Here is a 26,476-nt window from a genome sequence, read left to right as displayed (position 1 = left end):
TAATGAAGAAATTGAATAATTAATGTTTGCTACTGGTATGAATCAGAGATTTAAATGAACTGAGGAGCCAGCGACATACTTCAATGCAAGAGCCTGTCTTGGCCGATCCGCTCGCTGTATCCATCACCTTGTCCGATGCTGATCGGGCAACTTTTAAAAGCTGGATATGTGCCGCCCAGAGCTTGGCGTTTATGACCCTCCTCTATCAGCCCGTCTAGACCGAACTGGCGTTGAGGCTGATAAGCGCCGGCGCTCTCGCCTTGGCGGCGGGCCACCGCGCGCGCGGCGTCAACGGCTTCCTGGTGCGCCGTCTTAGCCTCGTGGCCGTGGGGCGCAGTCGGCCAGGCCAAGCCCTTCGGCACAAGCGCGCAGGCGCGCGAAGTGGTGCGGGCCCAGGCGGCGCACGAAACGGCTCGTTGGTCGCGGGAGTGAGGGCATGTTTGGCATGACGGCTACTGGTGGGGCGCCTGCTGGTCGAGCGAGGGAGCTGTTTTTCGGGTCGCCAGGACGCGCCAGGCGCGCCGATCGGAGTCGCGCCAAGGGCGTGGGCAGGTCATGCGCCGAAAAGCCGCTGGCGGGGCTGCCATCGCGTCGAGGGCGCCCGGCAGGGCCAGGGGCTGCTCGCCAGCAGGCCCAACCCCGGCTCTTGACAGGCGGGCACGCCCTGTGGTTCAAGGAAGCGCAAGTGCCTGTCAGGCTTGAAGTTTTACATCGGGTGCTGGCTCGGGTCGGTTTTGACCGGTTTATTTTACCCTGAGATAATGGCTCTTATCTTAGGGCAGTGCGTTGAATGTTGAGGCCAGTGCTCGTTCATTCACATCGTTCACACAACTAAATTTGACCCCAGTTTGCAAGTAAATCTGGCCCTACTTCTGACCGAGACCCATTGCAAGCCTTCAAAGCTGCAAAAAATGCCTACAACAGTGGCCAAACCGTGTGGTCTGGCCTTTGCGCACTCAAGCCCGGGCGCTATTACGGGTCAAAATTGCTTGAAAACGCCAGCAAGGGCCAGAATTACTTGCACGCCGCAGCGCTGAAACTGGCGTTGTGGGCAGTTTTCAAACAAATTTGACCCTTTAATTGGGGTTAAATTTACTTGTATGAACGACCTTTGAGTTTCTTTCATCATCCGGGGCGTCGGCCTGGATTCATGAAAGTTAGAGGCGACAACTAGTGGGTCACTTGACAACGGCATCGGCATTATTGTCGCAACTATGGTCTCGGTCACAGGGGGAGTAGCACTTACTTTCCGAAGGGAATGCTGGTTTGATTGCCAAATGACCCACTAGTAGTTAGTTCCGGCAATACTGTTACGTGATAACGGATAATTGCATGATTCATTTGCAAGGCTTGAAAGACGGATTCATGACAAGTAAGTCTTCACGCGCGGCCCTGGTTCTTTCCCAGGCGCAGCAAGCGATGCTCAAGGAATTGGCAGGATCGAGAACGGCCGCAGTGCGCGAAGTCGAGCGCGCCCGGGTGATGCTGGGCTACGCGGCTGGCCAGACGATCACGCAGTTGCACCGCCAACTCGGCGTGGGGCGCCCTATGATCTACAAATGCATTGACAAGGCGTTTGCCGTAGGTGTGCAGACGGGCTTGAAAGATAAATACCACCGCCCTCACGCACCAGAAATCACCGACGAGGCCAAGGCGTGGGTGGTGGCCCTGGCATGCACCAAGCCCAAGGAGCACGGCTTGGCGGCCGAGTTGTGGTCCATCGCCGGACTGGCTAAGTTTGTGCGTGAGCATGCCCCGGGCGCAGGCTTTGCCCGGCTGGCCAAAGCGGGCAAAAGCACCGTGTGGCGCATTCTGGATGAGTGCGACATCAAGCCGCACAAGATACGCTACTACCTGCAAAAGCGCGACCCCGAGTTTGATCGCAAAATGCACGAAGTATTGATGACGTACCGGGACGTCTCGATGTACCAGGAGGGCGCGGTTCATGACGCACGCCCGACGCCCATCTACAGCGTGAGCGTCGATGAAAAGCCCGGCGTTCAGGCCACCGGCTTGACGGCGCCGGACTTGCCGCCCGTGCTGGGCAAGCAAACGAGCGTCTCGCGCGACTACGAGTATGTGCGCCATGGCACGGTGTCAATCCTGGCGGGGATCGATCTGCACACCGGGCATATCCGGTGGCTGTCAAGGAAGTTGTCGCCTGAAGTGAAGTGAGTCAGGCTGTTTTTTGCTTGGATTCAGGCTCCTTGGTTTGTTGCTTGGTTTCTGGGTTGAGGTGCACGACATCGACATGCGCCCACTGGCGAGGCTGCCCTGACCAGCGCTGAGGATTTTCCTGGCGGGCCTGTTCATAGACGAGCGCGCGCTGCTCAAGCAGTGCCCGGTCCAGGCCGGCATGGCGCTGCGCCGGTGTCACGAAGCCAATGGCGCTGTGGCGATGCTCGTGGTTGTACCAATGGGCCAGCTCGGTGACCCAGCGCCTTGCGGCCAGCAGGTTCTCGAACGGCTTGACAGGCAGTTCGGGGCGGTACTTCAGCGTTCTGAACGCTGATTCGACGTACGGATTGTCATTGCTCACGGACGGACGGCTGCGCGTGTGCGCCACGCCCAGGCGCTGCATGGCCGCCAGCATGGTCTCGCCCTTCATGGGCGAGCCGTTGTCCGAATGCACCGTCAGCTGGCCCGGGCGAATGCCCTGGCTCTCACAGATGTCACGCAGCAACTGGCTGGCCAGCTCGGCGCTCTCGCAGTCAAACACCTGCCAGCCCACGATCTTGCGGCTGAACAAATCCTCGAACAGGTACAGGTAAAAGTGCTGGCCGCGCACCTGAGTGGGCAGATACGTGATATCCCAGCAGAACACCTGATCGGCTCCGGTGGCGGCAAGGGCGCGCGGCCGGCTTCGCTTTTGCGCTGCGCGCTCCGAGCGTCGATGGCCCAGTTGGCCCTGCTGTCGAAGTATTCGGTACATCGTGGACTCCGAGGCCACATAGACGCCGCGGTCGGCCAGGCGAGGCACGACTTGGCTCGGCGGCAAGTCCTTGAACGCTTCGCTGTTGAGCGTGGCCATCACCGCCTGGCGCTCGTCCTCGCGCAGCTTGTTGGGCGGGCACACATAGCGCCGCTTGCCCGAAGGACGCTGGTCGCCCTCGGCCGCCTGCGTGCGCTGCCAGCGCTGCACGCTACGGCAGGACAGCCCGATTTGATGGCAAGCCGGCTTCAAGCGCGCCCCGTCGGCGCAGGCCTTGCCGATCAGGCCGAGCAACTTTTGGCGCTGCTGGACGGACGTCATTTGTCCGCGCCCTCCAGCAGCGCCTGGAAGTTTTTTTGCAACACCAGCAAGGCGGCTACCTCGGCCAGCGCTTTTTCCTTGCGCCGCAATTCACGCTGGAGCTGCTCGTGCTGACGCTGGAGTTCTCGAAAGGCACCCGTTGCCTCGCGCGAGGCGGGCGCGACCGGGGTGCAAAACTCTTCGCGCCACTGCACCAACTGGTGCTCGAACACACCACGCTCGCGGCACCACGCCGCCAGTGCCGGGCCATTGAATGCGTAGCTTTCCTGCAGAGCCCTCAGGCGCTGCGATGGCGACCAAGATGCAGCCGGGCCGTCCAGCGCAGGGCTTGTCTCCCCGAGTGCCTGTTCGCCGGCCTTGGCCGAGTCCAGCACCCATCGCTTGAGGGTGCCGGCAGACATGTTCAGCTCGCTGGCAAGGCTCAGAATTGAACGCGCGCCGCGATGGCGGGCTTTGAGCAGTGCCTGCTCCTTGAATTCGGTGGAGTGATGGGAATGAGGTTTTCTGTGCATGAAATGGCGCTTGCGCTGCGGATAACCCGCGGAAAATCGGAGGCGACAACTAGTCTGACACAGGGGGTATCTTTGCCACTGTAGAGGACCGCCACCGCAGCGTGGAGTTCATTGGCCTGCTGAAAAAAATCGATGCGCATTACCCACCCGATGCGCTGATCCGGGTGGTGCTGGACAACCACTCGGCCCATATTTCCAAGGAAACCTTGGCTTATCTGGGAACTCGACCCGCACGCTTCGAGTACGTACATACGCCCAAGCATGGCTCCTGGCTTAATTTGATTGAATGCGTGTTCTCGAAAATGGCCAGAACCTTTTTGCGCCACATCCGCGTCCAGTCCAAAGAGGAGCTGAAAACCCGCATCCTCCAGGGGATTGCTGAAATCAACGCATCGCCTGTCATTTTTCGATGGAACAAGTTCGATCTTGGCGTCGTTTAATGCGTAATAACTTTGATGGAACTAACTACTAGGCCGTGTTCGGAAAGTCAATGGAGCCATTTCATGGTGCCGGCGATGTGCACAAAGCCCAGCCCGGCAAGTCCTCCAGGCAGCCGGTGGCCTCGCGCCGGACGGTGGAGGCTTTGAGCGGCAGGACAATCCCGAACTCGGCCAGCAGGCCCCGGATGCGGTTGATGGTGGCCGTGCGTTGCTCGATGAAACCCTGGCGCACCCGGTGAATGCCGAGCTGGCCTTGCTGGGCGAGGTTCTTGATGGGTACAAAACGCATGTTGGGCCGCTGCACTGAGTATTCCGGACCAACGTGACCGGTGATTCCGGGATCGTGACCGACATTCCGGTGAACGTGACCGGAGGGATTCCGGCAACGTGACCGCTGATTCCGACGAACGTGACCGATGTCTTTGGTCACGACAGTCGGCACGGCGGTATACGCCGTCGGCACGGTGTTGCGCATGAACGAAACCCGGCGTGGCGTGTAGCTTCGATGCTTTTTGCAAAGAGACACATGCCCGCCTTAAGGATCAATATGCGCAAACTCAAAGACGCCCTGCGTCTGAAATTCGAGGGTGGACAGTCCCATCAACAAATCGCCGGTGCCCTGGGGCTCTCCAAAGGTGTCGTCACCAAATACGTGGGCCTGGCCGTCGCCGCCGGGCTGGACTGGCCGGCCATTTCAGCCCTGGACGAAGCCGCGCTGGAGCGACGCCTGCTGGCGTCGTCTCGCGCCAGCCAGACCTATGCGCAAGCCGACTTCGGGCGGCTTCACCAGGAGCTTGGCCGCAAGGGTGTGACGCTCATGCTGCTGTGGGAGGAATACTGCGCCCAGGTCGGCGACGAGCACCGTGCGGACTGGCCCCTGAAGCCCTGGCGCTACTCGCAGTTTTGCGAGAACTACCGCCAGTTTGCCAAACGGCTCAAACGCTCGATGCGCCAGGTCCACCGCGCCGGTGAGAAACTCTTCATCGACTATGCCGGCCCGACGCTGGCCCTGAGGGTGCACGGGCAGGAAATTGGCCGCGCCAACCTCTTTGTGGCGGCCATGGGCGTGTCGGGCTACTGCTTTTGCCTGGCTACGCCCGCGCAGACGGCACGCGACTGGCTGGGCGCCACCGCGCAGGCGTTGACCTTTTATGGCGGCGTGCCCCAGCTCATCATCCCCGACAACCCGCGCGCCCTGGTGACCAAGGCCGACCGCTACGAGCCGCTGCTGACCGACAGCGTGCAGGACTTTGCCCGTCACTACGGCTGCAGTGTGCTTCCTGCGCGCGCTTATCACCCACAGGACAAACCGAAGGTCGAGCTGAGCGTTTTGCTGGTCGAGCGCTGGATCCTGGCACGCCTGCGCAAGCATCAGTTCACCAGCGTGGAGGAGGTCAACGACGCCATCACCCCCTTGCTGCACTGGCTCAACCAGCGTGCCTTTCAAAAGTTGCCCGGCAGCCGCGCCAGCGTGTTCGCGCAGATCGACGCACCGGCCCTGATGGCCCTGCCGCTGCAGCCCTGGGAATGGGCGGTCTTCAAGACGGTGCGCGTGCACATCGACAGCCACGTCGAATTCGAGGGCCACCGCTACAGCGTGCCCAACGCCCTGGTTGGCCTGGCGCTGGAGTTGCGCGTCACCGCCCATGCGGTAGAAGTCTTGCACCGTGGCAACCGGGTGGCCAGCCACATGCGCTGCGCCCACAAAGGCAGCTTTACCACCGTGATTGAACACCTGCCCGAGCGCCACCAGCACCAGGCGCAGTGGACGCCCGAGCGGCTCATCGCCTGGGGCGCGCGTATTGGGGTGGCCTGTGCGGCCACGGTGCAAAAGATGCTGCAGCGCCAACCCCATCCCGAGCACGCCTACCGCGCCTGTTTGGGCCTGCTGTCCCTCTCCAAACGCTACGGCGACGCCAGGCTGGAGGCGGCCTGCACCTTGGCGTTGAGCTTGGGCACCAGCAAATACACCCACATCCGCGACATCTTGCTCAACCGGCGCGACCTGCTGCAAGCGAGCACCACGCCAGAGTGGACATCGCCCGCACACGCCCACGTGCGTGGCGCGAACTACTACCAATGAAACCCTTTACAGAGAATTCCAAAATGATGATGAACACCACCTTGAATCAACTGCGCAGTCTGCGCCTGGAAACCATGGCCCAGGCGCTGGAGCACCAGCTCCAGCAAAGCGGCATCGGCGCCATGAGCTTTGAAGAACGGCTGGCCTTGCTGGTCGACCGGGAGGTGCATGGCAGGCAAGACCGGCGCTGTGCGCGATTGCTCAAAACCGCCAAACTCAAATACCCGCAAGCGGTCATAGAAGATTTGGACAGCCGCAGCACCCGGGGCATTGAACGCAGCGCGGTGATGAGTCTAGTTTTGGGCGAATGGGTCAATGCCGGGCACGGTGGCTGTCAAGGAAGTTGTCGCCTGAAGTGAAGTGAGTCAGGCTGTTTTTTGCTTGGATTCAGGCTCCTTGGTTTGTTGCTTGGTTTCTGGGTTGAGGTGCACGACATCGACATGCGCCCACTGGCGAGGCTGCCCTGACCAGCGCTGAGGATTTTCCTGGCGGGCCTGTTCATAGACGAGCGCGCGCTGCTCAAGCAGTGCCCGGTCCAGGCCGGCATGGCGCTGCGCCGGTGTCACGAAGCCAATGGCGCTGTGGCGATGCTCGTGGTTGTACCAATGGGCCAGCTCGGTGACCCAGCGCCTTGCGGCCAGCAGGTTCTCGAACGGCTTGACAGGCAGTTCGGGGCGGTACTTCAGCGTTCTGAACGCTGATTCGACGTACGGATTGTCATTGCTCACGGACGGACGGCTGCGCGTGTGCGCCACGCCCAGGCGCTGCATGGCCGCCAGCATGGTCTCGCCCTTCATGGGCGAGCCGTTGTCCGAATGCACCGTCAGCTGGCCCGGGCGAATGCCCTGGCTCTCACAGATGTCACGCAGCAACTGGCTGGCCAGCTCGGCGCTCTCGCAGTCAAACACCTGCCAGCCCACGATCTTGCGGCTGAACAAATCCTCGAACAGGTACAGGTAAAAGTGCTGGCCGCGCACCTGAGTGGGCAGATACGTGATATCCCAGCAGAACACCTGATCGGCTCCGGTGGCGGCAAGGGCGCGCGGCCGGCTTCGCTTTTGCGCTGCGCGCTCCGAGCGTCGATGGCCCAGTTGGCCCTGCTGTCGAAGTATTCGGTACATCGTGGACTCCGAGGCCACATAGACGCCGCGGTCGGCCAGGCGAGGCACGACTTGGCTCGGCGGCAAGTCCTTGAACGCTTCGCTGTTGAGCGTGGCCATCACCGCCTGGCGCTCGTCCTCGCGCAGCTTGTTGGGCGGGCACACATAGCGCCGCTTGCCCGAAGGACGCTGGTCGCCCTCGGCCGCCTGCGTGCGCTGCCAGCGCTGCACGCTACGGCAGGACAGCCCGATTTGATGGCAAGCCGGCTTCAAGCGCGCCCCGTCGGCGCAGGCCTTGCCGATCAGGCCGAGCAACTTTTGGCGCTGCTGGACGGACGTCATTTGTCCGCGCCCTCCAGCAGCGCCTGGAAGTTTTTTTGCAACACCAGCAAGGCGGCTACCTCGGCCAGCGCTTTTTCCTTGCGCCGCAATTCACGCTGGAGCTGCTCGTGCTGACGCTGGAGTTCTCGAAAGGCACCCGTTGCCTCGCGCGAGGCGGGCGCGACCGGGGTGCAAAACTCTTCGCGCCACTGCACCAACTGGTGCTCGAACACACCACGCTCGCGGCACCACGCCGCCAGTGCCGGGCCATTGAATGCGTAGCTTTCCTGCAGAGCCCTCAGGCGCTGCGATGGCGACCAAGATGCAGCCGGGCCGTCCAGCGCAGGGCTTGTCTCCCCGAGTGCCTGTTCGCCGGCCTTGGCCGAGTCCAGCACCCATCGCTTGAGGGTGCCGGCAGACATGTTCAGCTCGCTGGCAAGGCTCAGAATTGAACGCGCGCCGCGATGGCGGGCTTTGAGCAGTGCCTGCTCCTTGAATTCGGTGGAGTGATGGGAATGAGGTTTTCTGTGCATGAAATGTCGCTTGCGCTGCGGATAACCCGCGGAAAATCGGAGGCGACAACTAGTCTGACACAGGGGGATTGTGCCGAGGGCTTGGGCGCGCGCTGGCCCTTGGCGACCATATGGTCACGAAATCCGCTCCAGAACCTTAGCTGCAATGCCTGGGTTGGACTGCTGGCCTCGGCCTTGGCGGCTTCATCGCGAACGGCTCGGCTCCACTCGTTGGGCTTGCAGATGATGCTGAACTTGGGCGCTGGCGGCGACGCGCCAATGCGCCAGAGCTCAATCTCAAGACCAAAGAACTGCCACTCGTCCTGGGTAATGGTGTTGAGCCAGTCCATGGCCGCGCGATGCTCATCCGTGAACTTGGAGGCAATCCAGATGACCGTCTGCGCCTTCAAGCCCGCCGCATAGGTCAATACCTGGCCCAGGTGGCTATGGTCGGTTTTCTCAAGCTGATTTTCGATCAGTACCAAGGTGTTGCTCATTGTGTCCTTGCAAACGATGTCGGCCGCATAAGTGCGTATTCCGGTGAACGTGACCGCTGATTCCGGCAACGTGACCGGCATTCCGGCGAACGTGACCGGGGGTCGGTGTTGCGCGTTTTGATTTTATGCCGGCCCGCTTTCCCGGCTGTTTTGCCCTTCTGTGGAATTGAATTTTTTGAACGAATAGGCCCCTGCCAGGCCGCCGGAGGCCCCCTGGCCGTGGGGGCCTACTTGTCGGCGATCCCTTTTGCGGGCGGGTTTTTTTTACGCAGCGATTCGCCCGTGAGCGTGAAGCGGTGATGGTTTTGCATGAGCCGATCAAGCATGGCATCGGCCACAGTTTGGTCACCTATCCACTCGTGCCAGTGCTCAATGGGCAACTGGCTGGTAATGACGGTGGCGCGCTGGCTGGCCCGGTCGTCAATGATCTCCAGCAGATCGGCCCGGGTTTGACTGTCCATGGCGGCCATGCCCCAGTCGTCGAGCAGCAAGACGTCCGTGTTTTTGAGCGTGTCCAGCCAGCGCGTAAAGGTGCCGTTGGCGTGGCGAATGCGCAGTTCCTCGCCCAAGCGGGGAACCCGCAGGTACAGCGCACTGTGGCCACGCCGGCAGGCATGCTGGGCCAGCGCGCACGCCAGCCAGGACTTGCCCGCGCCGGTGGCTCCGGTGATCAGCACGGCGTGCCCGGCATTGACCCATTCGCCCAAAGCTAGACTCATCACCGCGCTGCGTTCAATGCCCCGGGTGCTGCGGCTGTCCAAATCTTCTATGACCGCTTGCGGGTATTTGAGTTTGGCGGTTTTGAGCAATCGCGCACAGCGCCGGTCTTGCCTGCCATGCACCTCCCGGTCGACCAGCAAGGCCAGCCGTTCTTCAAAGCTCATGGCGCCGATGCCGCTTTGCTGGAGCTGGTGCTCCAGCGCCTGGGCCATGGTTTCCAGGCGCAGACTGCGCAGTTGATTCAAGGTGGTGTTCATCATCATTTTGGAATTCTCTGTAAAGGGTTTCATTGGTAGTAGTTCGCGCCACGCACGTGGGCGTGTGCGGGCGATGTCCACTCTGGCGTGGTGCTCGCTTGCAGCAGGTCGCGCCGGTTGAGCAAGATGTCGCGGATGTGGGTGTATTTGCTGGTGCCCAAGCTCAACGCCAAGGTGCAGGCCGCCTCCAGCCTGGCGTCGCCGTAGCGTTTGGAGAGGGACAGCAGGCCCAAACAGGCGCGGTAGGCGTGCTCGGGATGGGGTTGGCGCTGCAGCATCTTTTGCACCGTGGCCGCACAGGCCACCCCAATACGCGCGCCCCAGGCGATGAGCCGCTCGGGCGTCCACTGCGCCTGGTGCTGGTGGCGCTCGGGCAGGTGTTCAATCACGGTGGTAAAGCTGCCTTTGTGGGCGCAGCGCATGTGGCTGGCCACCCGGTTGCCACGGTGCAAGACTTCTACCGCATGGGCGGTGACGCGCAACTCCAGCGCCAGGCCAACCAGGGCGTTGGGCACGCTGTAGCGGTGGCCCTCGAATTCGACGTGGCTGTCGATGTGCACGCGCACCGTCTTGAAGACCGCCCATTCCCAGGGCTGCAGCGGCAGGGCCATCAGGGCCGGTGCGTCGATCTGCGCGAACACGCTGGCGCGGCTGCCGGGCAACTTTTGAAAGGCACGCTGGTTGAGCCAGTGCAGCAAGGGGGTGATGGCGTCGTTGACCTCCTCCACGCTGGTGAACTGATGCTTGCGCAGGCGTGCCAGGATCCAGCGCTCGACCAGCAAAACGCTCAGCTCGACCTTCGGTTTGTCCTGTGGGTGATAAGCGCGCGCAGGAAGCACACTGCAGCCGTAGTGACGGGCAAAGTCCTGCACGCTGTCGGTCAGCAGCGGCTCGTAGCGGTCGGCCTTGGTCACCAGGGCGCGCGGGTTGTCGGGGATGATGAGCTGGGGCACGCCGCCATAAAAGGTCAACGCCTGCGCGGTGGCGCCCAGCCAGTCGCGTGCCGTCTGCGCGGGCGTAGCCAGGCAAAAGCAGTAGCCCGACACGCCCATGGCCGCCACAAAGAGGTTGGCGCGGCCAATTTCCTGCCCGTGCACCCTCAGGGCCAGCGTCGGGCCGGCATAGTCGATGAAGAGTTTCTCACCGGCGCGGTGGACCTGGCGCATCGAGCGTTTGAGCCGTTTGGCAAACTGGCGGTAGTTCTCGCAAAACTGCGAGTAGCGCCAGGGCTTCAGGGGCCAGTCCGCACGGTGCTCGTCGCCGACCTGGGCGCAGTATTCCTCCCACAGCAGCATGAGCGTCACACCCTTGCGGCCAAGCTCCTGGTGAAGCCGCCCGAAGTCGGCTTGCGCATAGGTCTGGCTGGCGCGAGACGACGCCAGCAGGCGTCGCTCCAGCGCGGCTTCGTCCAGGGCTGAAATGGCCGGCCAGTCCAGCCCGGCGGCGACGGCCAGGCCCACGTATTTGGTGACGACACCTTTGGAGAGCCCCAGGGCACCGGCGATTTGTTGATGGGACTGTCCACCCTCGAATTTCAGACGCAGGGCGTCTTTGAGTTTGCGCATATTGATCCTTAAGGCGGGCATGTGTCTCTTTGCAAAAAGCATCGAAGCTACACGCCACGCCGGGTTTCGTTCATGCGCAACACCGTGCCGACGGCGTATACCGCCGTGCCGACTGTCGTGACCAAAGACATCGGTCACGTTCGTCGGAATCAGCGGTCACGTTGCCGGAATCCCTCCGGTCACGTTCACCGGAATGTCGGTCACGATCCCGGAATCACCGGTCACGTTGGTCCGGAATACTCACATAAGGCCCGACGGCAACCTCCTGGCCCGTCAGCTCCAGCTCAAGGCCCAAGACGCCACTGAGCGTTGCCAAAGTGACCGGTTGGGCCAGCCAGGGTGCGAAATGATGCGCCTCGTGCTGCCACACGTCGCGAAGCTCCACGCGCTGAAGTACACCCAGTTCGGCCATTGATCACACCCCATCGGTTGTGTTTTGCTTGATCAGTCATCAAGGCCACTTCAGGCTCCCGGCAGTCGTTTGCGCGGTATATCTTGCGCGCAGCCAGACTGTCAACGGCTCTGGTAGCACTCGAATTTTGGACGTGCATTAGGCTGGCTGGCAAATCGATGATCTTTTGATTCTACGAATAACGTAGAGAAAAGAACAGCTCTTTCTACGAATATCGATGAATGCCGCGGCGCTCCATTCCCACCACGCTTTTCGGAAGACGCCTGCGCGCAGCCCGCAGCCGTGCAGGAATTGCCCAGGACAAGCTGGGCGTGATCATCGGCATGGATGAGGGCTCAAGCAGCGCCCGGATCAGCCGCTATGAGACCGGTGTTCATGAGCCGCCTTTCGACACGGCTGCGCACCTGGCCCTTGCGCTGCACGTTCCTGTGGCTTATTTCTATTGCGATGATGAGCGGCTGGCCGATTTTCTGATTCACTACGCAGCCCTGGGTGAAGGGCAGAAAAATCAGTTGCTGAGCCTTGCCTCCGAACTGCGCTCGGCTGCCGAGTAGCCGCCTAGGAGTTTGCTCTGACCGTAAAAAGCACCGGCCAGCTGGGCTGGCCGTCGCGTCCGTATCGTCGTGCAGGTGAAGCGCCCCATCAAGGTGCAATGCCGAAAGTCCTCGCTCAGAAACGGGCAGCAGCGGCGAAAGCATGGCATTTTGGATTGCGTTTGACAAGCGCACCGACGGCCGCCACGCCCATCCGCACGACCCCGACGACCTCAACCGCTGCTTGTGAGTGCTTGCTGCCGTGCCTGAAATGCGGCCCTTGCCGGGCAAGATCCGGCCACGCTTGAAGCGATGTTCGCTCATGCGATACCTGACGCAGTTTATTGACCGTTAGCCGGTTAACAGGTAGGATATGAATGATGGCGATTCAAGGTTTTTCGTGCGTTGATACGCAGGCATTGTTTGAGACTGGCAAGAGTGCGAGGTTCGCCAACATAAAGAAGGTCGCTGAACGCAAGCTAGTGCAGCTCGACGCGGCCCCTTCGTTGAACTTCATGAAGGCCCCGCCCGGTAACGACCTCAAAGAGTACGACGGAGCTTGGCATATACGGATCAATGACCAGTGGAGGCTGACGTTCAAGTGGGGTGACAGCGGCCCGTTTGACGTGTTGATTGAAGACCCGCATTAAGGCAAGTTTTGGATTTACAAGTATTGGAGTGCATCATGTTTAAGAATGGCATGCGTCCCGTCCACCCTGGAGAAATTCTGCTGGAGGACTACATAAAACCCATGGGCATCAGTGTTCGCGCCCTGTCGTTGGCTCTGCATGTGCCGTATTCGCGGTTGCGCGAAATCGTTGATGGCAATCGCGGTGTGTCAGCGGATACGGCCCTGCGCCTGGAGCGCTATTTCGGCAGCGAGGCCCAAGGGTGGCTGAATCTGCAAGCGGCCTATGACCTGCGGGTCGCTGAAAAGCTGAGCGCCAAAGTCATTTTCAAAGAGATTGCTCCGTTGGCGATGGCTGCATGACCAAAAGTGAATTTGGCAAGCGCTATATTGACTTGGTGCGTTTCACCCGATTGAAGTGATAGGAAATAATATGCGTCAAGTAGGCACACGCACGGAACCTCCGATTCAAATGTCAGCTAGTGGGGCAGCGCTAACCGCTGGCGCTGAATTCAGCATGACTATTGCCCAACTGTCAGGCGCAAGTACCTTTGTTCCAAAGGGACTGTATCGATTTAGGACACACGACGAGGCCGCACTTAAGAACGAATCCTGGCTAGCTGTCGGCATGGCGCGGATTGCATTGAAACGCCAACATGGATGAATTTGCCAGAGCAGCAACGCTGGATGACCTCAAAAACTTACTCAAGCCTGCAGGTGCTGCTGCAGGCGCGTGACCGCGTCGGGGTCGCGCGACTTGATGCAGACCATGTTGGCACGCAGCGCCTCGGGCGCCCGTGCGACCGGCGCGCCCAAGTCCATCAGGCCGACCGGCAGCTCGGTGGCCAGCCGGGTGACGTGTGTGTCGATTGCCTGCGTGCCCACGCCGTTGAGCAGGTCCAGCGTGTCGCCCACCAGCAGCGCGGCCAGGTAGTTGTAATTGCCGAGATTGAAGCGCTGTGTCGCCGCTTGGTACTTGATTGGCGCGCCGTGTCGGCCTCGTGGCTGGCATCAATATCGACACCGAAGCGTGCCAGATAGCGCGGCGCCAGGCTTTCTGCGAATTCGCGACGCACATAGAGAAAGCCCATGCCATAGAGCGAACATAGTCCCTTTTGCGTGCTGACGGCGAATGCGTCGATGGGCGTGCGCGCGAGGTCGAGGTGAGTGATGCCTATGCTTTGGGCGCCATCAACCACCAGACGGACGCCAGCGTTGCGACAGGCCGCGCCCAGCCGGTCGAGGTCGGCGCGGAAACCTGGCTTGAACGAGGTGGCCGACAAAGTGACCACGCGCGCGCGGTGGCTGCCCTGCAAAGCCTCGATGACATCATCGGTTGACGAAACGGAACACCGCAGCAAGGCCGGCAAGGCGTTCCAGGTTGTCGTCATTGGCCTGGACGCAACTCCTTGGGCCACTTCGACGTGGCCCGAATAATCTCCCATCGCCGCTCATGGGGCAGCACGCAAGAGACAGGGGACGCCTGACGCAACTGGTTGCCGCGCTCGCTGACTGATAAAGCAGCGGCCCAATCACGCGCCTGAAGAATTCGCGCCCATTCGTCCCGCAAGGGCTTGGAGCGCACGCTGGCCTGGCTATCCCAGCGCGCCAGTATGTCCAGCGCACGCTCAATCAGCGTTTCGTCGGCTCGCATCAGCTCAATGGCCGCCGTGTGCAGCGCGAGGCTTCGGGCATCTTGTTCCTGGTGGTGCATGGTGATGCTATTTTGCGCCTACAGTCAACCAGACGACAACGCGCGTTATGTCAAGTGGGCGTGTTTGCAGCATTGAACCACTGACTGCAATGCAGCGTTTGCGGGTATTGGCGACCGGCAGCTTTACGGCTGCCCAATTGCATGATTTTGGATGCCAGTCTGCCGCCGTTCACAGGCTTCGGCATCGTGCCCATAGCGGGTGCTCCCGTCAGGGCAGAGCGGCCATTCAATTTTCGTTCGAGAAACAGGAAGCTGACGTTGTGCTCGGCCATGCCAGTTCGATGGGTGTCCGGCTTCAGGGGCTAGAGAAGGGTCTTGTCAAAGAAGGCCGTAATTTCGATGGCGAGCTGCTTCAGGAATGCATCACGATCGAATCCCTGCGGGTTCGCGGCGATGTCGCCATCAGGGCTGAGGATGGACATGCTGGGTGAATCCATGAAGGCGAAGTGCCAGGCGTTGGGCACCCGATGCAGGTTCGCTGCGGGCAGATTGCTGGCGACCCACTCGGCATGAAATTTCGGTACCAGGAATCGATCAAGCTCGGCCACATAGATCATGGTCGCCGAGCGAACTGCGGCGAGCGACTCGGCGGTGAGCAGCACACCCGTCGGGGCCATTGCGACGATTGCCCGAACGCGCTCGTCCTTGAGCGACGTCGTGGCCACTGGTGGCGTCGCATCCCCCGAGCGGCCTAGGCTGCAGAAGATCGGGTCTTCGGATGCTTCGGCTTGGCAGTGCTTCCTCATCCGGGACAAGTCTGGCCTGGCTCCTGCCAAAGCCAGCACCGTGTAGCCGCCGGCCGAGTGTCCAAGCGCACCCACGCGAGGCCCTTGGCTGTCGGCCGTAATCCGATCCTTCCACGCTGGATCGGCCAGGATTGCATCAATGACCCTAGAAGCTTGTCGCGGTCGCTCGTCGAAGTAGCGCTCGGGGCCCTTCTCCATCAGAGACCGGTCCTGCCAGTTGTCGCCGGGATGACGCAGTGCGGCGACTAAATAGCCGTTGCGGGCCAAGGCTTGCGCCAGCACGCTGTGCCCGGTCTCGGTGCCGCTGATGCCATGACTGAGCAGGATCAGCGCCTTGACCTTGTCGACGGGTTTGCCGCCGATGGCGACGTCAAGCTTGAATGGTCCCATGGGGATGGTTCGCGGCGCTGCCATCGTTGGGTAATACAAATCGACCGTTATCGTAGGCGCATCCGGTGTCGTACCAGCGACCTGCATCTGCATCCAGCCGGCCTCGTACGCGTGCGCGTGTCCTGCGACGAGTAAGGTGGCCAACGAGGCCAGGAAGCGCCGAAAAGCTTGAGTCATATGCCGTTCCAGATAGTGGTGAAGTTGTCAGGTACGAAGTTTAGGAGGGGGACCTCTTTTGGTGACCCTACCAAAGTATGGTTTTTGCTCCAGCCGCAATTGGGCGTGCACTTAAATCAATTTCAATTGCACCGCGCGTGCAACCGCTTCGGTCCGTCGTTGAACGTCCAGCTTGGAAAAGATGTTCTGGTTGTGCCACTTGACCGTGCTCAGTGACAGAAACAATCGTTCACCGATGCTTTGATTGGAATGGCCTTCCTGAATCAGGCGAAGTATTTCCAATTCCCGATTGCTGAAGGTGCCAAGAGGCAAGTGGGATAACGTGACTTCAGTAGGCACAGTGACACGTTTATCCTGAGCAAGTTGTCCGCCAAACGCGTCAAGCAGCTGGGACACATACGGCGTCATTCCCGTTTCCTGTTGCAGCTGGCTTAGCATTGTTTGCATTGGTGCGCCTTCATCCACAAAGAGCCTTATAGACCCCTGAGGCTGCGCCTGAGCTACGCACTCGCGTAGCAGTTGCAGGGCCTTGCCCGCTTGTCCAATAGCGCTGTGAATGATGACCTGGACCACTCTAGCCTTAAGCGCATCTTGCGTACGAAACTCTGCTTCCAGCATGTGCCTATAAGCTTCGATGGCCTGCAACGCATCCAACCCCTTACCCTGTGCCAATAGTGTTCTGGCAAGGGCTGCGGAAAGCTGATGTGCGATTGCCAATTCAGCCGCCTTGTCTACTGCTGCGTGGCGGAGCATGTGCAATACCTGCAATTCCAACGCTTCACGCATTCGATCGGTCAATGGCCCAGTCTTTGTCATCCCAGCAGTTCGGGAGACTAGGGTTTCGGCCTCCAAGTCTTCTTGTCTAGCGAACAGTAGGCGAGCGCGCAGCAGATCGGCCCCTATTTCGGTTCTGCTTTTTGCCAGGACCACCAGATCACTGCACGAAGTGGCGAGAGACTCGGCTTCGTCTAGGGCGTTCCAGTCGTAAAGAATTTTTGCCAGTCCCAGGTGGGCCTCAAAACCCAGCACATGGGTTGGGTCACCAATCATTTTTATGACTTCACGGTAGGTGGCAGCCGCTGAATGGAGTTGGTAATCCGTTACTTGAATGCCCGCCAGAGCGGTGGATGCGACCGCAGCAAACATCACGTTTCCCGAAGATAGGCCGGCGCTTATCACTGCATGGAAGGCCGCGCCAGCTTTGGCTCGCTCCCCACGAAACATTTGTGCGACACCCATGGCACAGTGCGCAGCGGTTCGGGCTGGGAGATTTTCAGGACTCAGGAGCTCCAGGGCGCGGCTAGCATGCATATAGATTGCATCAGCCTCGTTTCGGTATACCGCCAGCCAGGCATGTAGCACTGCAATTTGACCAGAGGTATCTGTTGTCGATGCGTCTTGCGGGATGCGGGACAGGGCTGCTTCGGCGCCCGACAACTTTTCTTCAATCTGGCCGGGTTGGCCCGAAAACAGCAACGACCAGGAAAACGCCACCCAAAGAAACGGGTAGCTGTTCAAAACCTTGGGAGTTAGAGACGAAAGCCATAGCACGACGGGAGCGGTCAAACCACGAAAGTACAAGGGCATGCCATTGCCTTCGATCAACCGTATGGTATTGTGGAAGTCATTGGCCAGCGTTGCTTGATGGAATGCCGCAACCTCCATCCCTTGTTCCTCATACCATTGGCTGGCACGTTGGTGCAATGGCGCGGATTCCTTTTGACCTAGGCGTTGGCGCAGTAGGTCGGAAAACAAATGGTGGTACCGATACCACCGTCGCTCCGAGTCCAAAGGCACGATGAAGAGATTGGCGTGGTCAAGCTGATGGAGGATTTCTTCACCGCCATGGTTTTGCAGTACCGCATCACACAAGGGACCACACAGGCGATCCAGTACAGACGTACGAAGCAAAAAGGATTGAACGTCGGGCGACTGTTGACGCAATACTTCCTCCACGAGGTAGTCTTGTACGAACTGGTGGCTGCCTGTGAAGGAGGCAATAAACGATTCGGGGTCCTGGTGCATGCGAAGCGACTGGGCGGCCAATTTCAAGCCTGAAACCCACCCCTCCGTGCGCGCTTCCAGTGCGCAAACCTGGGACTTGGAAAGACGGACATCGCCACCTTGATTTAAGAACGCATCAGCTTCTTCCGCTCCGAATCGAAGGTCCTGCTGGCGAATTTCCACCAATTGCTCGCTCACACGCAATTTCGCCAGCGATATTTCTGGTTCCTCGCGGCTGGCGACGACCACGTGCAACTGGGCCGGCATGTGGTCAAGCAAAAACGTCAGCACCTCATTGACGCCTGCACTGGCCGCCAGGTGGTAGTCATCTAAAACCAGAACCAGCTTGCCGGGAATCGTCGATAGCTGGTTCACCAACAGCGTCAAAACAGTCTCTGCCGAGGCTGGCGGCGAACTCCTCAGCATGGCTGCCAAGCCCGACCCCACGGTTTGAGAGACCACCACCAGTGAAGAAACAAGGTATTCGAGAAAACGGTTGGGATCGCGGTCTTCCACGTCTAGCGAGAGCCAAGCACTTGGAAAGGGGCAATCCTGCGCCCATTGGCTAACTAATGTGGATTTTCCGAAGCCTGCGGCTGCGCACACCAGCGTCAACTTGCTTGACACACCCTCGTCCAGGCGTTTGGACAGCGAAGGACGTGAAATGCCATGGGCTGGCCTGGGCGGTGCGAAAAATTTAGTGGCCAGTAGGGCTGTTGACATTGGGAACCTATAGCTGTGCGAAACGACGCAGCTTCAACTCTGCAAAGACGTTAGTTGCATGAGAGTGCATGCAGAACCGTACCTTAGTACGGTTACAAAAGTGAGGGCCGTTCATAAACTCCTTGGATGACAAACGCCACCCGAATCGATTGGAAGGTACCTTTGGTGCTGCTATTTACTAGCGCCATTCCCTTAGCTGCGGGCATCGCTCGCCTGATAGGTCTCTCCGGCAATCCGGAGATCAGCACCGAGAACGCCCGATTCGTTGCGGCGCCGTTTCCTGTGATTGTGCACATCCTTTGCGTGTGCCTGTTTTCTATATTAGGCGCTCTGCAGTTTTCTTCCACGCTACGCCAAAGAAGAACCCAATTGCACAGAGTCTCGGGTCGGATAGTGGTTGCAAGCGGAATTTTGGCTGCTTTATCGGGTTTGTGGATGACGGTCATGTATCCAATCCCCCCCGAATTGCAGGGCAGCTTGCTTTACGCAGTGCGCGTATTCGTGAGCGTTTCGATGCTGATTTCGATCTTTATAGCGTTGGCTGCGGTCAAAGGAGGCGACATTGCCACCCATCGGGCTTGGATGATTCGCGCCTTTGCACTGGGTCAAGGTGCTGGCATGCAAGTCGTCGTCCTTTTGTCCTGGATGCTTCTCATCGGTAAACCAAGCGTATTGCAACGAGACGTACTGATGGGCTTGGCATGGCTCATCAATCTTCTACTCGCGGAGATGGCGATCCACAGGTGGTTACCTCGAAACTTGAATTTGCATAGAGGCACCGTATGAAAAATATTCTCATTGCCACGTTGGTGGCAAGCACGCTTGGTGCGTGCGGGTTCATGACACCCGCCAAACAATATGCCGGGGACGTTCAAGGTGTGTCTGGCATTGCAGTCATCAAAGGCTTTGTAGGAAAGCCGTTTTCTGATGACTTCCATGCAACCATCCGGGGCTATTCAAAACTTGAATCTTCTGGCTCAGGCGAACAAAAGCAGTTCGGCATACCTGGATTTACAGATTACCCGAGTGAGATTCAGGTGCTGGCCGGAGAGTACAAGGTTCAAGTCTATTGCTTTAGCGGCTTTACCAGTTACCGACCCACCACGACTCTACCGATGCAAGCGGGGATAACCTACTTGTTGAAGTGCGAAGTTCACGACGGTCAAGCCTTTGTCGTCGTCCACGCTAGCGACACCGAATAAGCCAACCAGAACTTATCGCTCACACATTTCCTTCCAACCATATTTACCGCCATCCATCATGAAATTGAACCCTAATTCTGACTCTGTCGTTGCCTGCGCCTCTCGGCTGCTTTTATTGATGGCTGTGACTGGCCTGACGGCCTGCTCGACAATGCAAGCAACCGACACAGGTTTTTTGAAAAACCGCAGCGAGATGACAACCTCTAAAGATGGCAGCACAGCCTACTATCGATCTCCAACTCCTGTAGATCCGCATCAGGTGCGCTCAATTTCTGTTGAGTGGGCTACGCCAGTCGAAGCGACGGTCTCGGAGACTGAAAGGGTGCGATTGATTTCCACGCTGAAAGCGGCCATTTCCAGGGAAGCCGAAGCACTGCCCCAAAGTGTTGGCGGGCACCCGGTGGTTATTCGAGCTGTCATCACCCGAGTAGAGTCTGTGAATCCTGCACTCAACGTCTTAACATCGATATTCTTAACAGTGCCACTAGATCGTGGCGGTGCCGCCGTAGAGATCCAAGTGCTGGATGCAGATACGCTACAGCCGATCGCAAGCATGGCACATGCCTACTTCGTTCCCATTACTGAATTCAAAGCCAGGTTCTCAGCATTGGCGCCGGCAGAATTGGCATTGAATGCAGCTGCCTCCGAATTGGCGAAACTGCTACGTGAAAAAACGTAGCCTTTTCAACGCGGCTCTTCTGATTCCACTTTCGCTGGCGTGTTTCACTTTACCTACAACCGCGCAGGATCGGTCGGGCGACACCGCACCCGTCGTCGAAAAAGCCGGTACAACTTATGCTCGGGCGCATGAAATTGATGAGATGCTTTCAAAGTATTTCAAGCCCGGAGAGCCAGGCGCCAGCGTCATTGTTTCGCAGCGCGGCGCCATCCTGTTCCGCAAAGCCTATGGGTTGGCGAATATGGAGACGAACGTTCCGCTCCAACCGGAATTCCCATTACGCACGGGCTCAGTGACGAAGCAATTTACCGCTGCGGCGATCATGTTGCTTGCTGAGCAAGGCAAACTTTCTTTAGCGGATGAAATCGAAAAGTATTTTCCCGAATATCCTTTGCCTGGACGTCACGTCACCATTGAAAACTTGCTCACGCATACGTCTGGCATCCGAAACTACACGGAGTTGCCACAATTCGGTGTCGTGCTAACAAAGGACGTAAGTCCCGATGACGCCGTCGCATTTTTCAAAGATACGCCAGTCCAGTTTCAACCAGGCCACGGCTTTTCATACAGCAACTCCAATTATTTTCTGCTCGGGAGAATCATTGAAAAGGTATCCGGCATCAGCTACCAGGACTTCATGCAGAAGCAGATTTTTCAGCCGCTGCAAATGCACAGTACGGAGATTGAGACCGCTGCGAGCCCTGTTGTTACTGTCATTGGTTACACGCAAGGAAGAAAGGGCATCTCCAAATCACCCTTTTACAGTATGAGTTGGCCGTTTGCCGCTGGTGCCATGCGCACCAGTGTTGACGACCTGGTGCGCTGGGACAATGCCATCAGGATAGGCGCACTCTTGAGGCGCGACTCCTGGGAACGAATGGCCAAAGACTTCACGTTAAATGACAGAAGCCACACGGGCTATGGGTATGGCTGGGTCATTCGCAAACTCCGCGGTAACGACGCGATGGAGCATGGCGGTGACATTGGCGGCTTTAGCGCGGACACGTTGCGTTTCCCCAAGGAGCAAGTATTCATTGCCGTGCTTGCAAACAGTGATTCCCATGAACCCGCGCCGGACGCCATCGCCGAAAAGATTGCGAAGATCATCTTCGCACCCTTAGCGCAACTTGAGTCACGCTGAGGGCGCTAGGATTTCCTTTTTTAGACGGGTAGTTTGCGAAACGCGATGGCAAATCGATTCCAAGCGTTGATAGTGTTCACTAGCAGCGTCAAGTCGACCATTTCTGATAGTGTGAAATGATCCTTTACCTTGCTGACCATTCATCTGGCTCTGCAAACCCAGATGCTGGGAGCCAACCAGCATGAGAGCTACTGGGTGTTTGACATCTGCTACAACAACACCTCCGACATCAAGCCGACCACAATCACCGGCGACATGCACAGCATCAACATGGCCAACTTTGCCATCCTGCACCCCGATGGCCACCACGATTCTGGACAGGCTGATGCATCGCTGCGCGATGCTGGAGTTCGAGGGCAAGAGTTATCGACTCAAGGAAGCCGCTGCACGCATCGCCATGACCGGCGACTCGTCATAATCTGGGAGTCCTTCCATGGGGGAGTTTGACCGGCCATAGGTGGGGGAAATTGAAGTGGCCATCGGGATCCTTCACTGGTTCGGCATGAACCTGGCACCGAGATTCACCAATTTGCATGCCCAGTTGAAGCACCTCTACCGTGGCCCTGACCAGGAGGGGTATGCTGATTTCCTGATTCAGCCGGTGGGGCAGATTGACCGTCATCTGATTGCCGTTGAAAAATCCAATTTGGATCACATTGCTGCCACCCTGGGGCTCAAAGAAATGAGCCAAAGTGTGCTGGTGCGAAAAATTTGCACCCTGTCTGGACACCACCGCACGCGTAAGGCCCTTTTCGAGTATGACAAGCTGATCCGCACGATCTACACGCTGCGCTACTTGCGGAACCCTCAATTGCAGCGTGATGTCCACCGCTGGGAAAACCGCATTGAGTCCTACCACCAGTTGCGCTCGACCATCGCCCAGGTTAACGGTAAAAAGGAACTTACCGGACGTACCGACCTGGATGTGGACATCAGCAACCAGTGTGGCCGGCTGATTGCCAATGTGGTAATCGCTTGCAACTCGATGCTGCTGTCGAGACTGCTTGGCCGGTGCATGCCAACGGGGAACGACAAGGCATTGGATTTGGTCAGACGGATTTCACCGGCGGCGTGGCAGCACCTGCATTTTCTGGGGCACTATGCCTTCAGAGACAAGCGCAATCCGCTTGATTTGGAGGCTGTTTTGGCGGGGATTGGCTGGGAGTAGTAGCCGGTTCGGGAGCGTTTGACAACTTTCGCCGAATTGGGCTTTCAACCCATGGCAGTGACGATGTTCCAGTCACAGAAGTTCCATGGCTTAAATTTAACCCGGGTATTATTGACACGGTAATTTAACCCGGGTATTATTGGCTCATCCAATTCAAGCCCAATCTCACCGTGACTGATACCGCTACACCTTCCTACACCAGCTTCAACGGCCACAAGCGAATTGCCTCTGGCAGCTTGAAGGTCAACGCATTGGCTGTGAAACACGCCCTGGCGACAGGCGTACCCAATCCGCTGCTGACCTTCTGCGACCAGACTGGCAAAGTTGTCGATATCGACATTCGAGGAAGCGATGCCGAGATGTTTGCACGTTTACCTCCAGAGGGGTACCAGCTTCAAGGAAACGAATCGGCACTGATCGATTCCGAGCAATCTGGTGCGCCACGTGGCCGTGGCCGGCCAAAGCTTGGGGTTGTCGCGCGAGAAATCACGCTACTGCCGCGCCATTGGGATTGGTTGGCTGAACAGCCAGGCGGTGCATCGGTGACTTTGCGGAAACTGGTTGATGAGGCACGCCGGGCCAACGTGGACCGAGACCGGCAACGCCGGGCGAGTGAATGTGCTTACCACTTTATGTCAGCCGTGGCTGGTGATATGGCTGGCTTTGAAGAGGCCTCGCGTGCGCTGTTCGCAAACGACGCGGCAAAGTTCCGCCAACAGACCGAAGCTTGGCCGACCGACGTTCGCGATTACGTCAGGTATCTAGCGTATCCGCTGCCGCCGACAGAAGTGCCATCGCTTGCACCGTGACTCATTTGAGACAAAGAGGATTGATGATGACAGACAGAAAAACGCTGAAACGACAGTATCTGGAGACGAAAACCCGAGCCGGTGTCTATGCGATCCGTAACCAGATCACGGGCCGGGCCTTGGTTGCAGGAAGTACGAACGTTCAGGGCACACTCAACCGGCATCGTTTTGAATTGCAGCATGGACTGCATCGCAATGCGAGGCTTGCGCAGGACTGGGTCGAGCACGGCGAGACCAACTTTCTCTTCGACGTACTCGACATGGTCAAACCCAGCGAAGACCCAGCGTTCAATGCCGCACGAGAATTGGAAATGCTGGTTAGCCTGTGGCGCCAGGAAATCCCTTGCCTCGGCGAACTCGGCTACGGCGATCCGAGGAGCCAACCTTGATGAACACGAATCTCGGCGTCTGTTTGGCGCTACACCGTGCCCATGCCAGCCTGCAACTCAAGCTTGACGACGAGTTGGGCCTACACCATGGCATCAGTTTCAACGACTTTGCGTTACTGAATTTGCTTGCGCAAGCGGACGGTGGTCGGGTAAGCATTCCGGAACTCGTGCGTCCGATGGGTCAGCCTCAATCGGCTGTGCTGCGTCAGTTAATCGTGCTCGAGAAGATTGGCCTCGTGGTGCGCGACGGTGCGAATGGACTTCGTCAGGCCGTGCTTCGCCCGGCCGGTCGTGCGCTGGAGAACGCTGCGCGCGAGACTGCCGATAGCATTTGCACCGAAGCCGTCGAGTCAATCGACTCCGCAGTGGTTGCGACAGTTTCCGCAGCAATGGAAACGCTTGCATGTACGCCAACCTTAGCACTCTCATGAGCAACGCTATCGCGCCGATTTGTTGGGTGCGTTGTCACTTGCACAGCCTGGCGGAGCCTCCATCGTGCTGTAGTGAAGCCGGCCAAACGAAATATCGGAGCGCCCCCAAAAAGCGCGCGACACAAGAACATTTAAGGACCACACGCCGTGCCCAAGACTAAAGCGAACGGAATTGAGATTGAATACGATTGTTTTGGCAATAACGAGGCGGAAGCTGTTCTGCTGATTTCCGGTCTGGGTACGCAGATGATTCGCTGGAGCGAAGCGTTTTGCCAAATATTGGCAGAACAAGGCTACCGCGTGATTCGCTTTGACAATCGTGACGCAGGCCTTTCAACTCACTTCGATAGCGCGTCGACGCCAGATTTCGCTGCAATTGCCGACGTAGTCGCTCACGGCGAAACGCCCCATGTGCCTTATACGCTGTTCGATATGGCGAACGACGCTGTAGGACTTCTCGATTCGTTGAAGGTCAAACGAGCGCACGTGGTTGGGAGATCAATGGGCGGCATGATTGCACAACTGTTGGCCAGCGAGCATGCTGACCGCGTTCTATCTCTGGTTTCCATTATGTCGAGCACTGGCAATCGTGATCTGCCGCAGGCCAGCCCTGCAGTGATGGCGGCGATGACATCGCCCGCGCCACATCCTTTGAAAGACGAACAGGGCTATCTCGCACATTGCGTTGCCTTTTCTCAAGTGATTGCCGGGCCAGGCTACCCGTTCGACGAATCCGCTCAACGTGACCAAGCCTTGGCCGAAGTCAAACGAGCATACAACCCAAGCGGGTTTTGGCGGCACATCGCCGCCATCGCAGCAACCGGTGACTTAAGACCACGACTAGCCAACATAAGTGCTCCGACGCTTGTGTTGCATGGGTCCGACGACCCACTAGTTCCCCCGGAAGCTGGGAAGGACACGGCGGCCAATATTAAAGGAGCCGAACTACTCATCGTCGAGGGAATGGGCCACGATTTTCCACCATCGCTGTTTGGGTTTGTGGCCGGAGTCATCGCAGATAACACACACCGCGCGCGCCAGACCCTTTAACGGCATATTGGCCCTGACGGCGCGCTGCGCCAAGACGGTCAGAAGATGCTGGGACGCTGCGAAAACCGGAGACTCTGAAATTTTCGTGGATTAGGGCGTACAACCCCGTTTTGCAGAAAATTTCGGACCTGACCTCATTGCTCGCACCAGCTTAGAGGCTCCTGGCGTACGACTGCGCTTTGTGCAAAAACTAGACAAAGACAGCGCACCTTTGCGTGAAGGGACTGTCGATCTGGAGACTGGTGTCATTGCGAACACGATGGGTCCGGAACTGCGTACCCAGGCCCTTTTCCGAGATCGTTTTATCGGCGTCGTGCGAATGGGACACTCGCTAAGTGACGGCGAGCTAAGTCCAACCAGGTATGCGACCGGTCGGCACATTGGTATCTCGCGCCAGGGCCTCGAAATGGGTCCAATTGATGAAGCCATGAGCGCGCTCGGCTCGGTCTGGAAAGAGAGATTGCTACCACCGTCGGTAGATTTTCGACTGCGGTGGCGATGGCCCGTGCGTCAGATTTAATTGCAAGCGTTCCGGAACGCCATACGGGGAATTTACGTGCAGGAATGCATACTTTCACGCTTCCATTTGCGACCCCCGAGTTCACCCTATCGCTTCTTTGGCATCCCCGGTTTCACGCAGATCCGGCGCATCGATGGCTACGTGGAGTTGTTCTGGAAATATGCGCTTTGACACACTGACCGAGGGTACGACGCTTTCTGGATCTCCACGTAACTACTGCCGTTTTGCATATCAGGGTTTTGGACGATCATGTTTCCAACAGTCGCCTGGGAGCAGGCAGATCGACAGTTGCCCGTTTCGGAGGCTGAGCGACTGGTATTGAGAAATACGTTCGCTCACTGACCGCAATGGAGCGACGCACCCCAATTTCCGGACCTGGTCGGCTGCGGGTGCTGCGACCACCGAAATCAGCGCCACATTGCCGACCATCGACTGCTGATGTCTATGTCGGCTTTGGAGAAGGTAGTTCGGGAAACTCTATGTCAGGAACGGGTCTTTTG

The 26,476-nt window shown here is 58.5% G+C and carries 29 protein-coding genes and 7 pseudogenes; 20 read left to right on the top strand and 16 right to left on the bottom strand.

Features of this window, described 5'->3' with window-relative positions:
* Nucleotides 1-886 precede the first annotated feature (886 nt).
* Both ABLV49_RS23835 and ABLV49_RS23830 read left to right on the top strand, forming a co-directional pair.
* The gene (locus tag ABLV49_RS23835) at nucleotides 887-1,072 is read left to right on the top strand and encodes a hypothetical protein (protein ID WP_349282608.1); all 186 of its coding nucleotides are present in this window, start codon (nucleotides 887-889) and stop codon (nucleotides 1,070-1,072) included.
* A gap of 293 nt (nucleotides 1,073-1,365) precedes the next feature.
* Nucleotides 1,366-2,136, top strand: a pseudogene (locus ABLV49_RS23830) (IS630 family transposase); the annotation flags it as partial.
* A 40-nt stretch (nucleotides 2,137-2,176) separates the two neighbouring features.
* Here the strand turns inward: ABLV49_RS23830 and ABLV49_RS23825 are convergent.
* Together ABLV49_RS23825 and ABLV49_RS23820 are read right to left on the bottom strand one after the other, a co-directional pair.
* Nucleotides 2,177-3,253: an IS3 family transposase gene (locus tag ABLV49_RS23825; protein WP_349276567.1), complete on the bottom strand. Its 1,077-nt coding sequence runs from the start codon at nucleotides 3,251-3,253 to the stop codon at nucleotides 2,177-2,179.
* Nucleotides 3,250-3,765, bottom strand: a complete 516-nt coding sequence (locus tag ABLV49_RS23820; protein ID WP_349279284.1) for a transposase — start codon at nucleotides 3,763-3,765, stop codon at nucleotides 3,250-3,252. The genes ABLV49_RS23825 and ABLV49_RS23820 overlap by 4 nt, the downstream gene beginning before the upstream one ends.
* 59 nt (nucleotides 3,766-3,824) lie before the next feature.
* Here ABLV49_RS23820 and ABLV49_RS23815 point away from each other — a divergent pair.
* A pseudogene (locus tag ABLV49_RS23815) lies at nucleotides 3,825-4,205 on the top strand (IS630 family transposase); the annotation flags it as partial.
* A gap of 85 nt (nucleotides 4,206-4,290) precedes the next feature.
* Here ABLV49_RS23815 and ABLV49_RS23810 read toward each other — a convergent pair.
* Nucleotides 4,291-4,512, bottom strand: a pseudogene (locus ABLV49_RS23810) (IS110 family transposase); the annotation flags it as partial.
* A gap of 219 nt (nucleotides 4,513-4,731) precedes the next feature.
* Between ABLV49_RS23810 and istA (ABLV49_RS23805) the strand changes: the two are divergent.
* Nucleotides 4,732-6,288 (top strand): IS21 family transposase, encoded by a 1,557-nt coding sequence (gene istA, locus ABLV49_RS23805; RefSeq protein WP_349278157.1) that lies wholly within the window; start codon nucleotides 4,732-4,734, stop codon nucleotides 6,286-6,288.
* A gap of 23 nt (nucleotides 6,289-6,311) precedes the next feature.
* On the top strand, nucleotides 6,312-6,647 hold the full coding sequence (locus ABLV49_RS23800; protein ID WP_349282607.1) for an ATP-binding protein: 336 nt from the start codon (nucleotides 6,312-6,314) through the stop codon (nucleotides 6,645-6,647).
* A 6-nt stretch (nucleotides 6,648-6,653) separates the two neighbouring features.
* Here the strand turns inward: ABLV49_RS23800 and ABLV49_RS23795 are convergent, their stop codons facing one another.
* The 6 genes from ABLV49_RS23795 to ABLV49_RS23770 all read right to left on the bottom strand — a co-directional run bounded on the left by ABLV49_RS23795 (nucleotide 6,654) and on the right by ABLV49_RS23770 (nucleotide 11,672).
* Nucleotides 6,654-7,730, bottom strand: a complete 1,077-nt coding sequence (locus ABLV49_RS23795) for an IS3 family transposase (protein WP_349276567.1) — start codon at nucleotides 7,728-7,730, stop codon at nucleotides 6,654-6,656.
* Nucleotides 7,727-8,131 (bottom strand): transposase, encoded by a 405-nt coding sequence (locus tag ABLV49_RS23790; RefSeq protein ID WP_349282295.1) that lies wholly within the window; start codon nucleotides 8,129-8,131, stop codon nucleotides 7,727-7,729. Before ABLV49_RS23790 ends, ABLV49_RS23795 begins: the two co-directional genes overlap by 4 nt.
* Nucleotides 8,132-8,151: 20 nt before the next feature.
* Entirely contained in the window at nucleotides 8,152-8,718 is a 567-nt protein-coding gene (locus ABLV49_RS23785) for a hypothetical protein (protein ID WP_349282605.1), read from the bottom strand.
* A gap of 227 nt (nucleotides 8,719-8,945) precedes the next feature.
* Nucleotides 8,946-9,701 (bottom strand): IS21-like element helper ATPase IstB, encoded by a 756-nt coding sequence (istB, locus tag ABLV49_RS23780; RefSeq protein ID WP_349278155.1) that lies wholly within the window; start codon nucleotides 9,699-9,701, stop codon nucleotides 8,946-8,948.
* 23 nt (nucleotides 9,702-9,724) lie between these two features.
* On the bottom strand, nucleotides 9,725-11,281 hold the full coding sequence (gene istA, locus ABLV49_RS23775) for an IS21 family transposase (protein ID WP_349278157.1): 1,557 nt from the start codon (nucleotides 11,279-11,281) through the stop codon (nucleotides 9,725-9,727).
* 193 nt (nucleotides 11,282-11,474) lie between these two features.
* A complete protein-coding gene (locus ABLV49_RS23770) occupies nucleotides 11,475-11,672 on the bottom strand; it encodes a hypothetical protein (protein WP_349282604.1) in 198 nt (65 codons plus the stop codon).
* 311 nt (nucleotides 11,673-11,983) lie between these two features.
* On the opposite strand from ABLV49_RS23770, the gene ABLV49_RS23765 reads away from it, so the two are divergent.
* The 3 genes from ABLV49_RS23765 (at nucleotide 11,984) to ABLV49_RS23755 (ending at nucleotide 13,196) form a co-directional block, all read left to right on the top strand.
* Nucleotides 11,984-12,226: a helix-turn-helix domain-containing protein gene (locus ABLV49_RS23765; RefSeq protein ID WP_415838294.1), complete on the top strand. Its 243-nt coding sequence runs from the start codon at nucleotides 11,984-11,986 to the stop codon at nucleotides 12,224-12,226.
* 359 nt (nucleotides 12,227-12,585) lie between these two features.
* The gene (locus ABLV49_RS23760) at nucleotides 12,586-12,855 is read left to right on the top strand and encodes a type II toxin-antitoxin system RelE/ParE family toxin (RefSeq protein WP_349282774.1); all 270 of its coding nucleotides are present in this window, start codon (nucleotides 12,586-12,588) and stop codon (nucleotides 12,853-12,855) included.
* Nucleotides 12,856-12,890: 35 nt separating this feature from the next.
* Nucleotides 12,891-13,196, top strand: a complete 306-nt coding sequence (locus ABLV49_RS23755; protein ID WP_349282600.1) for a HigA family addiction module antitoxin — start codon at nucleotides 12,891-12,893, stop codon at nucleotides 13,194-13,196.
* Between the two features lie 342 nt (nucleotides 13,197-13,538).
* Here ABLV49_RS23755 and ABLV49_RS23750 read toward each other — a convergent pair whose 3' ends face one another.
* The 6 genes from ABLV49_RS23750 to ABLV49_RS23725 form a co-directional block, all read right to left on the bottom strand.
* Nucleotides 13,539-13,748, bottom strand: a complete 210-nt coding sequence (locus ABLV49_RS23750) for a hypothetical protein (RefSeq protein WP_349282598.1) — start codon at nucleotides 13,746-13,748, stop codon at nucleotides 13,539-13,541.
* Nucleotides 13,655-14,224: an aminotransferase class V-fold PLP-dependent enzyme gene (locus ABLV49_RS26125; protein WP_415838293.1), complete on the bottom strand. Its 570-nt coding sequence runs from the start codon at nucleotides 14,222-14,224 to the stop codon at nucleotides 13,655-13,657. Before ABLV49_RS26125 ends, ABLV49_RS23750 begins: the two co-directional genes overlap by 94 nt.
* Nucleotides 14,221-14,547 (bottom strand): hypothetical protein, encoded by a 327-nt coding sequence (locus ABLV49_RS23740; protein ID WP_349282595.1) that lies wholly within the window; start codon nucleotides 14,545-14,547, stop codon nucleotides 14,221-14,223. Before ABLV49_RS23740 ends, ABLV49_RS26125 begins: the two co-directional genes overlap by 4 nt.
* 50 nt (nucleotides 14,548-14,597) lie before the next feature.
* Complete coding sequence (locus tag ABLV49_RS23735; protein ID WP_349282594.1) at nucleotides 14,598-14,819, bottom strand: hypothetical protein; 222 nt, start codon at nucleotides 14,817-14,819, stop codon at nucleotides 14,598-14,600.
* Between the two features lie 30 nt (nucleotides 14,820-14,849).
* Nucleotides 14,850-15,860, bottom strand: a complete 1,011-nt coding sequence (locus tag ABLV49_RS23730) for an alpha/beta hydrolase family protein (RefSeq protein ID WP_349282592.1) — start codon at nucleotides 15,858-15,860, stop codon at nucleotides 14,850-14,852.
* Nucleotides 15,861-15,971: 111 nt separating this feature from the next.
* The gene (locus ABLV49_RS23725) at nucleotides 15,972-18,587 is read right to left on the bottom strand and encodes a LuxR C-terminal-related transcriptional regulator (protein ID WP_349282591.1); all 2,616 of its coding nucleotides are present in this window, start codon (nucleotides 18,585-18,587) and stop codon (nucleotides 15,972-15,974) included.
* Nucleotides 18,588-18,713: 126 nt separating this feature from the next.
* Between ABLV49_RS23725 and ABLV49_RS23720 the strand changes: the two genes are divergently transcribed.
* The 4 genes from ABLV49_RS23720 to ABLV49_RS23705 are packed head-to-tail and all read left to right on the top strand — an operon-like array spanning nucleotide 18,714 to nucleotide 21,609.
* Complete coding sequence (locus tag ABLV49_RS23720) at nucleotides 18,714-19,373, top strand: DUF2306 domain-containing protein (protein WP_349282589.1); 660 nt, start codon at nucleotides 18,714-18,716, stop codon at nucleotides 19,371-19,373.
* Nucleotides 19,370-19,789, top strand: coding sequence for a hypothetical protein (locus ABLV49_RS23715; protein ID WP_349282587.1), 420 nt, complete (start codon nucleotides 19,370-19,372; stop codon nucleotides 19,787-19,789). Before ABLV49_RS23720 ends, ABLV49_RS23715 begins: the two co-directional genes overlap by 4 nt.
* Nucleotides 19,790-19,847: 58 nt before the next feature.
* Nucleotides 19,848-20,468, top strand: coding sequence for a DUF3313 family protein (locus ABLV49_RS23710; RefSeq protein WP_349282586.1), 621 nt, complete (start codon nucleotides 19,848-19,850; stop codon nucleotides 20,466-20,468).
* Complete coding sequence (locus tag ABLV49_RS23705) at nucleotides 20,455-21,609, top strand: serine hydrolase domain-containing protein (protein WP_349282584.1); 1,155 nt, start codon at nucleotides 20,455-20,457, stop codon at nucleotides 21,607-21,609. Before ABLV49_RS23710 ends, ABLV49_RS23705 begins: the two co-directional genes overlap by 14 nt.
* A gap of 20 nt (nucleotides 21,610-21,629) precedes the next feature.
* Here the strand turns inward: ABLV49_RS23705 and ABLV49_RS23700 are convergent.
* Nucleotides 21,630-21,737, bottom strand: a pseudogene (locus ABLV49_RS23700) (carboxymuconolactone decarboxylase family protein); the annotation flags it as partial.
* Here ABLV49_RS23700 and ABLV49_RS23695 point away from each other — a divergent pair.
* The 8 genes and pseudogenes from ABLV49_RS23695 to ABLV49_RS23660 all read left to right on the top strand — a co-directional run.
* Nucleotides 21,730-21,900, top strand: a pseudogene (locus ABLV49_RS23695) (Tn3 family transposase); the annotation flags it as partial. The pseudogenes ABLV49_RS23700 and ABLV49_RS23695 overlap by 8 nt on opposite strands.
* 7 nt (nucleotides 21,901-21,907) lie before the next feature.
* Nucleotides 21,908-22,027: pseudogene (locus ABLV49_RS23690) on the top strand (ATP-binding protein); the annotation flags it as partial.
* 39 nt (nucleotides 22,028-22,066) lie between these two features.
* Complete coding sequence (locus tag ABLV49_RS23685; RefSeq protein WP_349282582.1) at nucleotides 22,067-22,777, top strand: Tn3 family transposase; 711 nt, start codon at nucleotides 22,067-22,069, stop codon at nucleotides 22,775-22,777.
* Between the two features lie 170 nt (nucleotides 22,778-22,947).
* Complete coding sequence (locus ABLV49_RS23680) at nucleotides 22,948-23,586, top strand: DUF2239 family protein (RefSeq protein WP_349282580.1); 639 nt, start codon at nucleotides 22,948-22,950, stop codon at nucleotides 23,584-23,586.
* A 26-nt stretch (nucleotides 23,587-23,612) separates the two neighbouring features.
* Nucleotides 23,613-23,975: a GIY-YIG nuclease family protein gene (locus ABLV49_RS23675; RefSeq protein WP_349282578.1), complete on the top strand. Its 363-nt coding sequence runs from the start codon at nucleotides 23,613-23,615 to the stop codon at nucleotides 23,973-23,975.
* Nucleotides 23,975-24,406 (top strand): MarR family winged helix-turn-helix transcriptional regulator, encoded by a 432-nt coding sequence (locus tag ABLV49_RS23670; RefSeq protein WP_349282577.1) that lies wholly within the window; start codon nucleotides 23,975-23,977, stop codon nucleotides 24,404-24,406. The genes ABLV49_RS23675 and ABLV49_RS23670 overlap by 1 nt, the downstream gene beginning before the upstream one ends.
* A gap of 147 nt (nucleotides 24,407-24,553) precedes the next feature.
* A complete protein-coding gene (locus ABLV49_RS23665) occupies nucleotides 24,554-25,456 on the top strand; it encodes an alpha/beta fold hydrolase (protein WP_349282575.1) in 903 nt (300 codons plus the stop codon).
* Between the two features lie 109 nt (nucleotides 25,457-25,565).
* Nucleotides 25,566-26,155 (top strand): annotated as a pseudogene (locus ABLV49_RS23660) (LysR substrate-binding domain-containing protein); the annotation flags it as partial.
* Between the last annotated feature and the right edge of the window lie 321 nt (nucleotides 26,156-26,476).

Origin of the sequence: Polaromonas hydrogenivorans, from assembly GCF_040105105.1 — a bacterium.
Lineage (GTDB): Bacteria > Pseudomonadota > Gammaproteobacteria > Burkholderiales > Burkholderiaceae_C > Polaromonas > Polaromonas hydrogenivorans.
The sequence above is the reverse complement of the archived record's forward strand: the minus strand, read 5'-3'. Positions and strand labels throughout refer to the sequence as shown.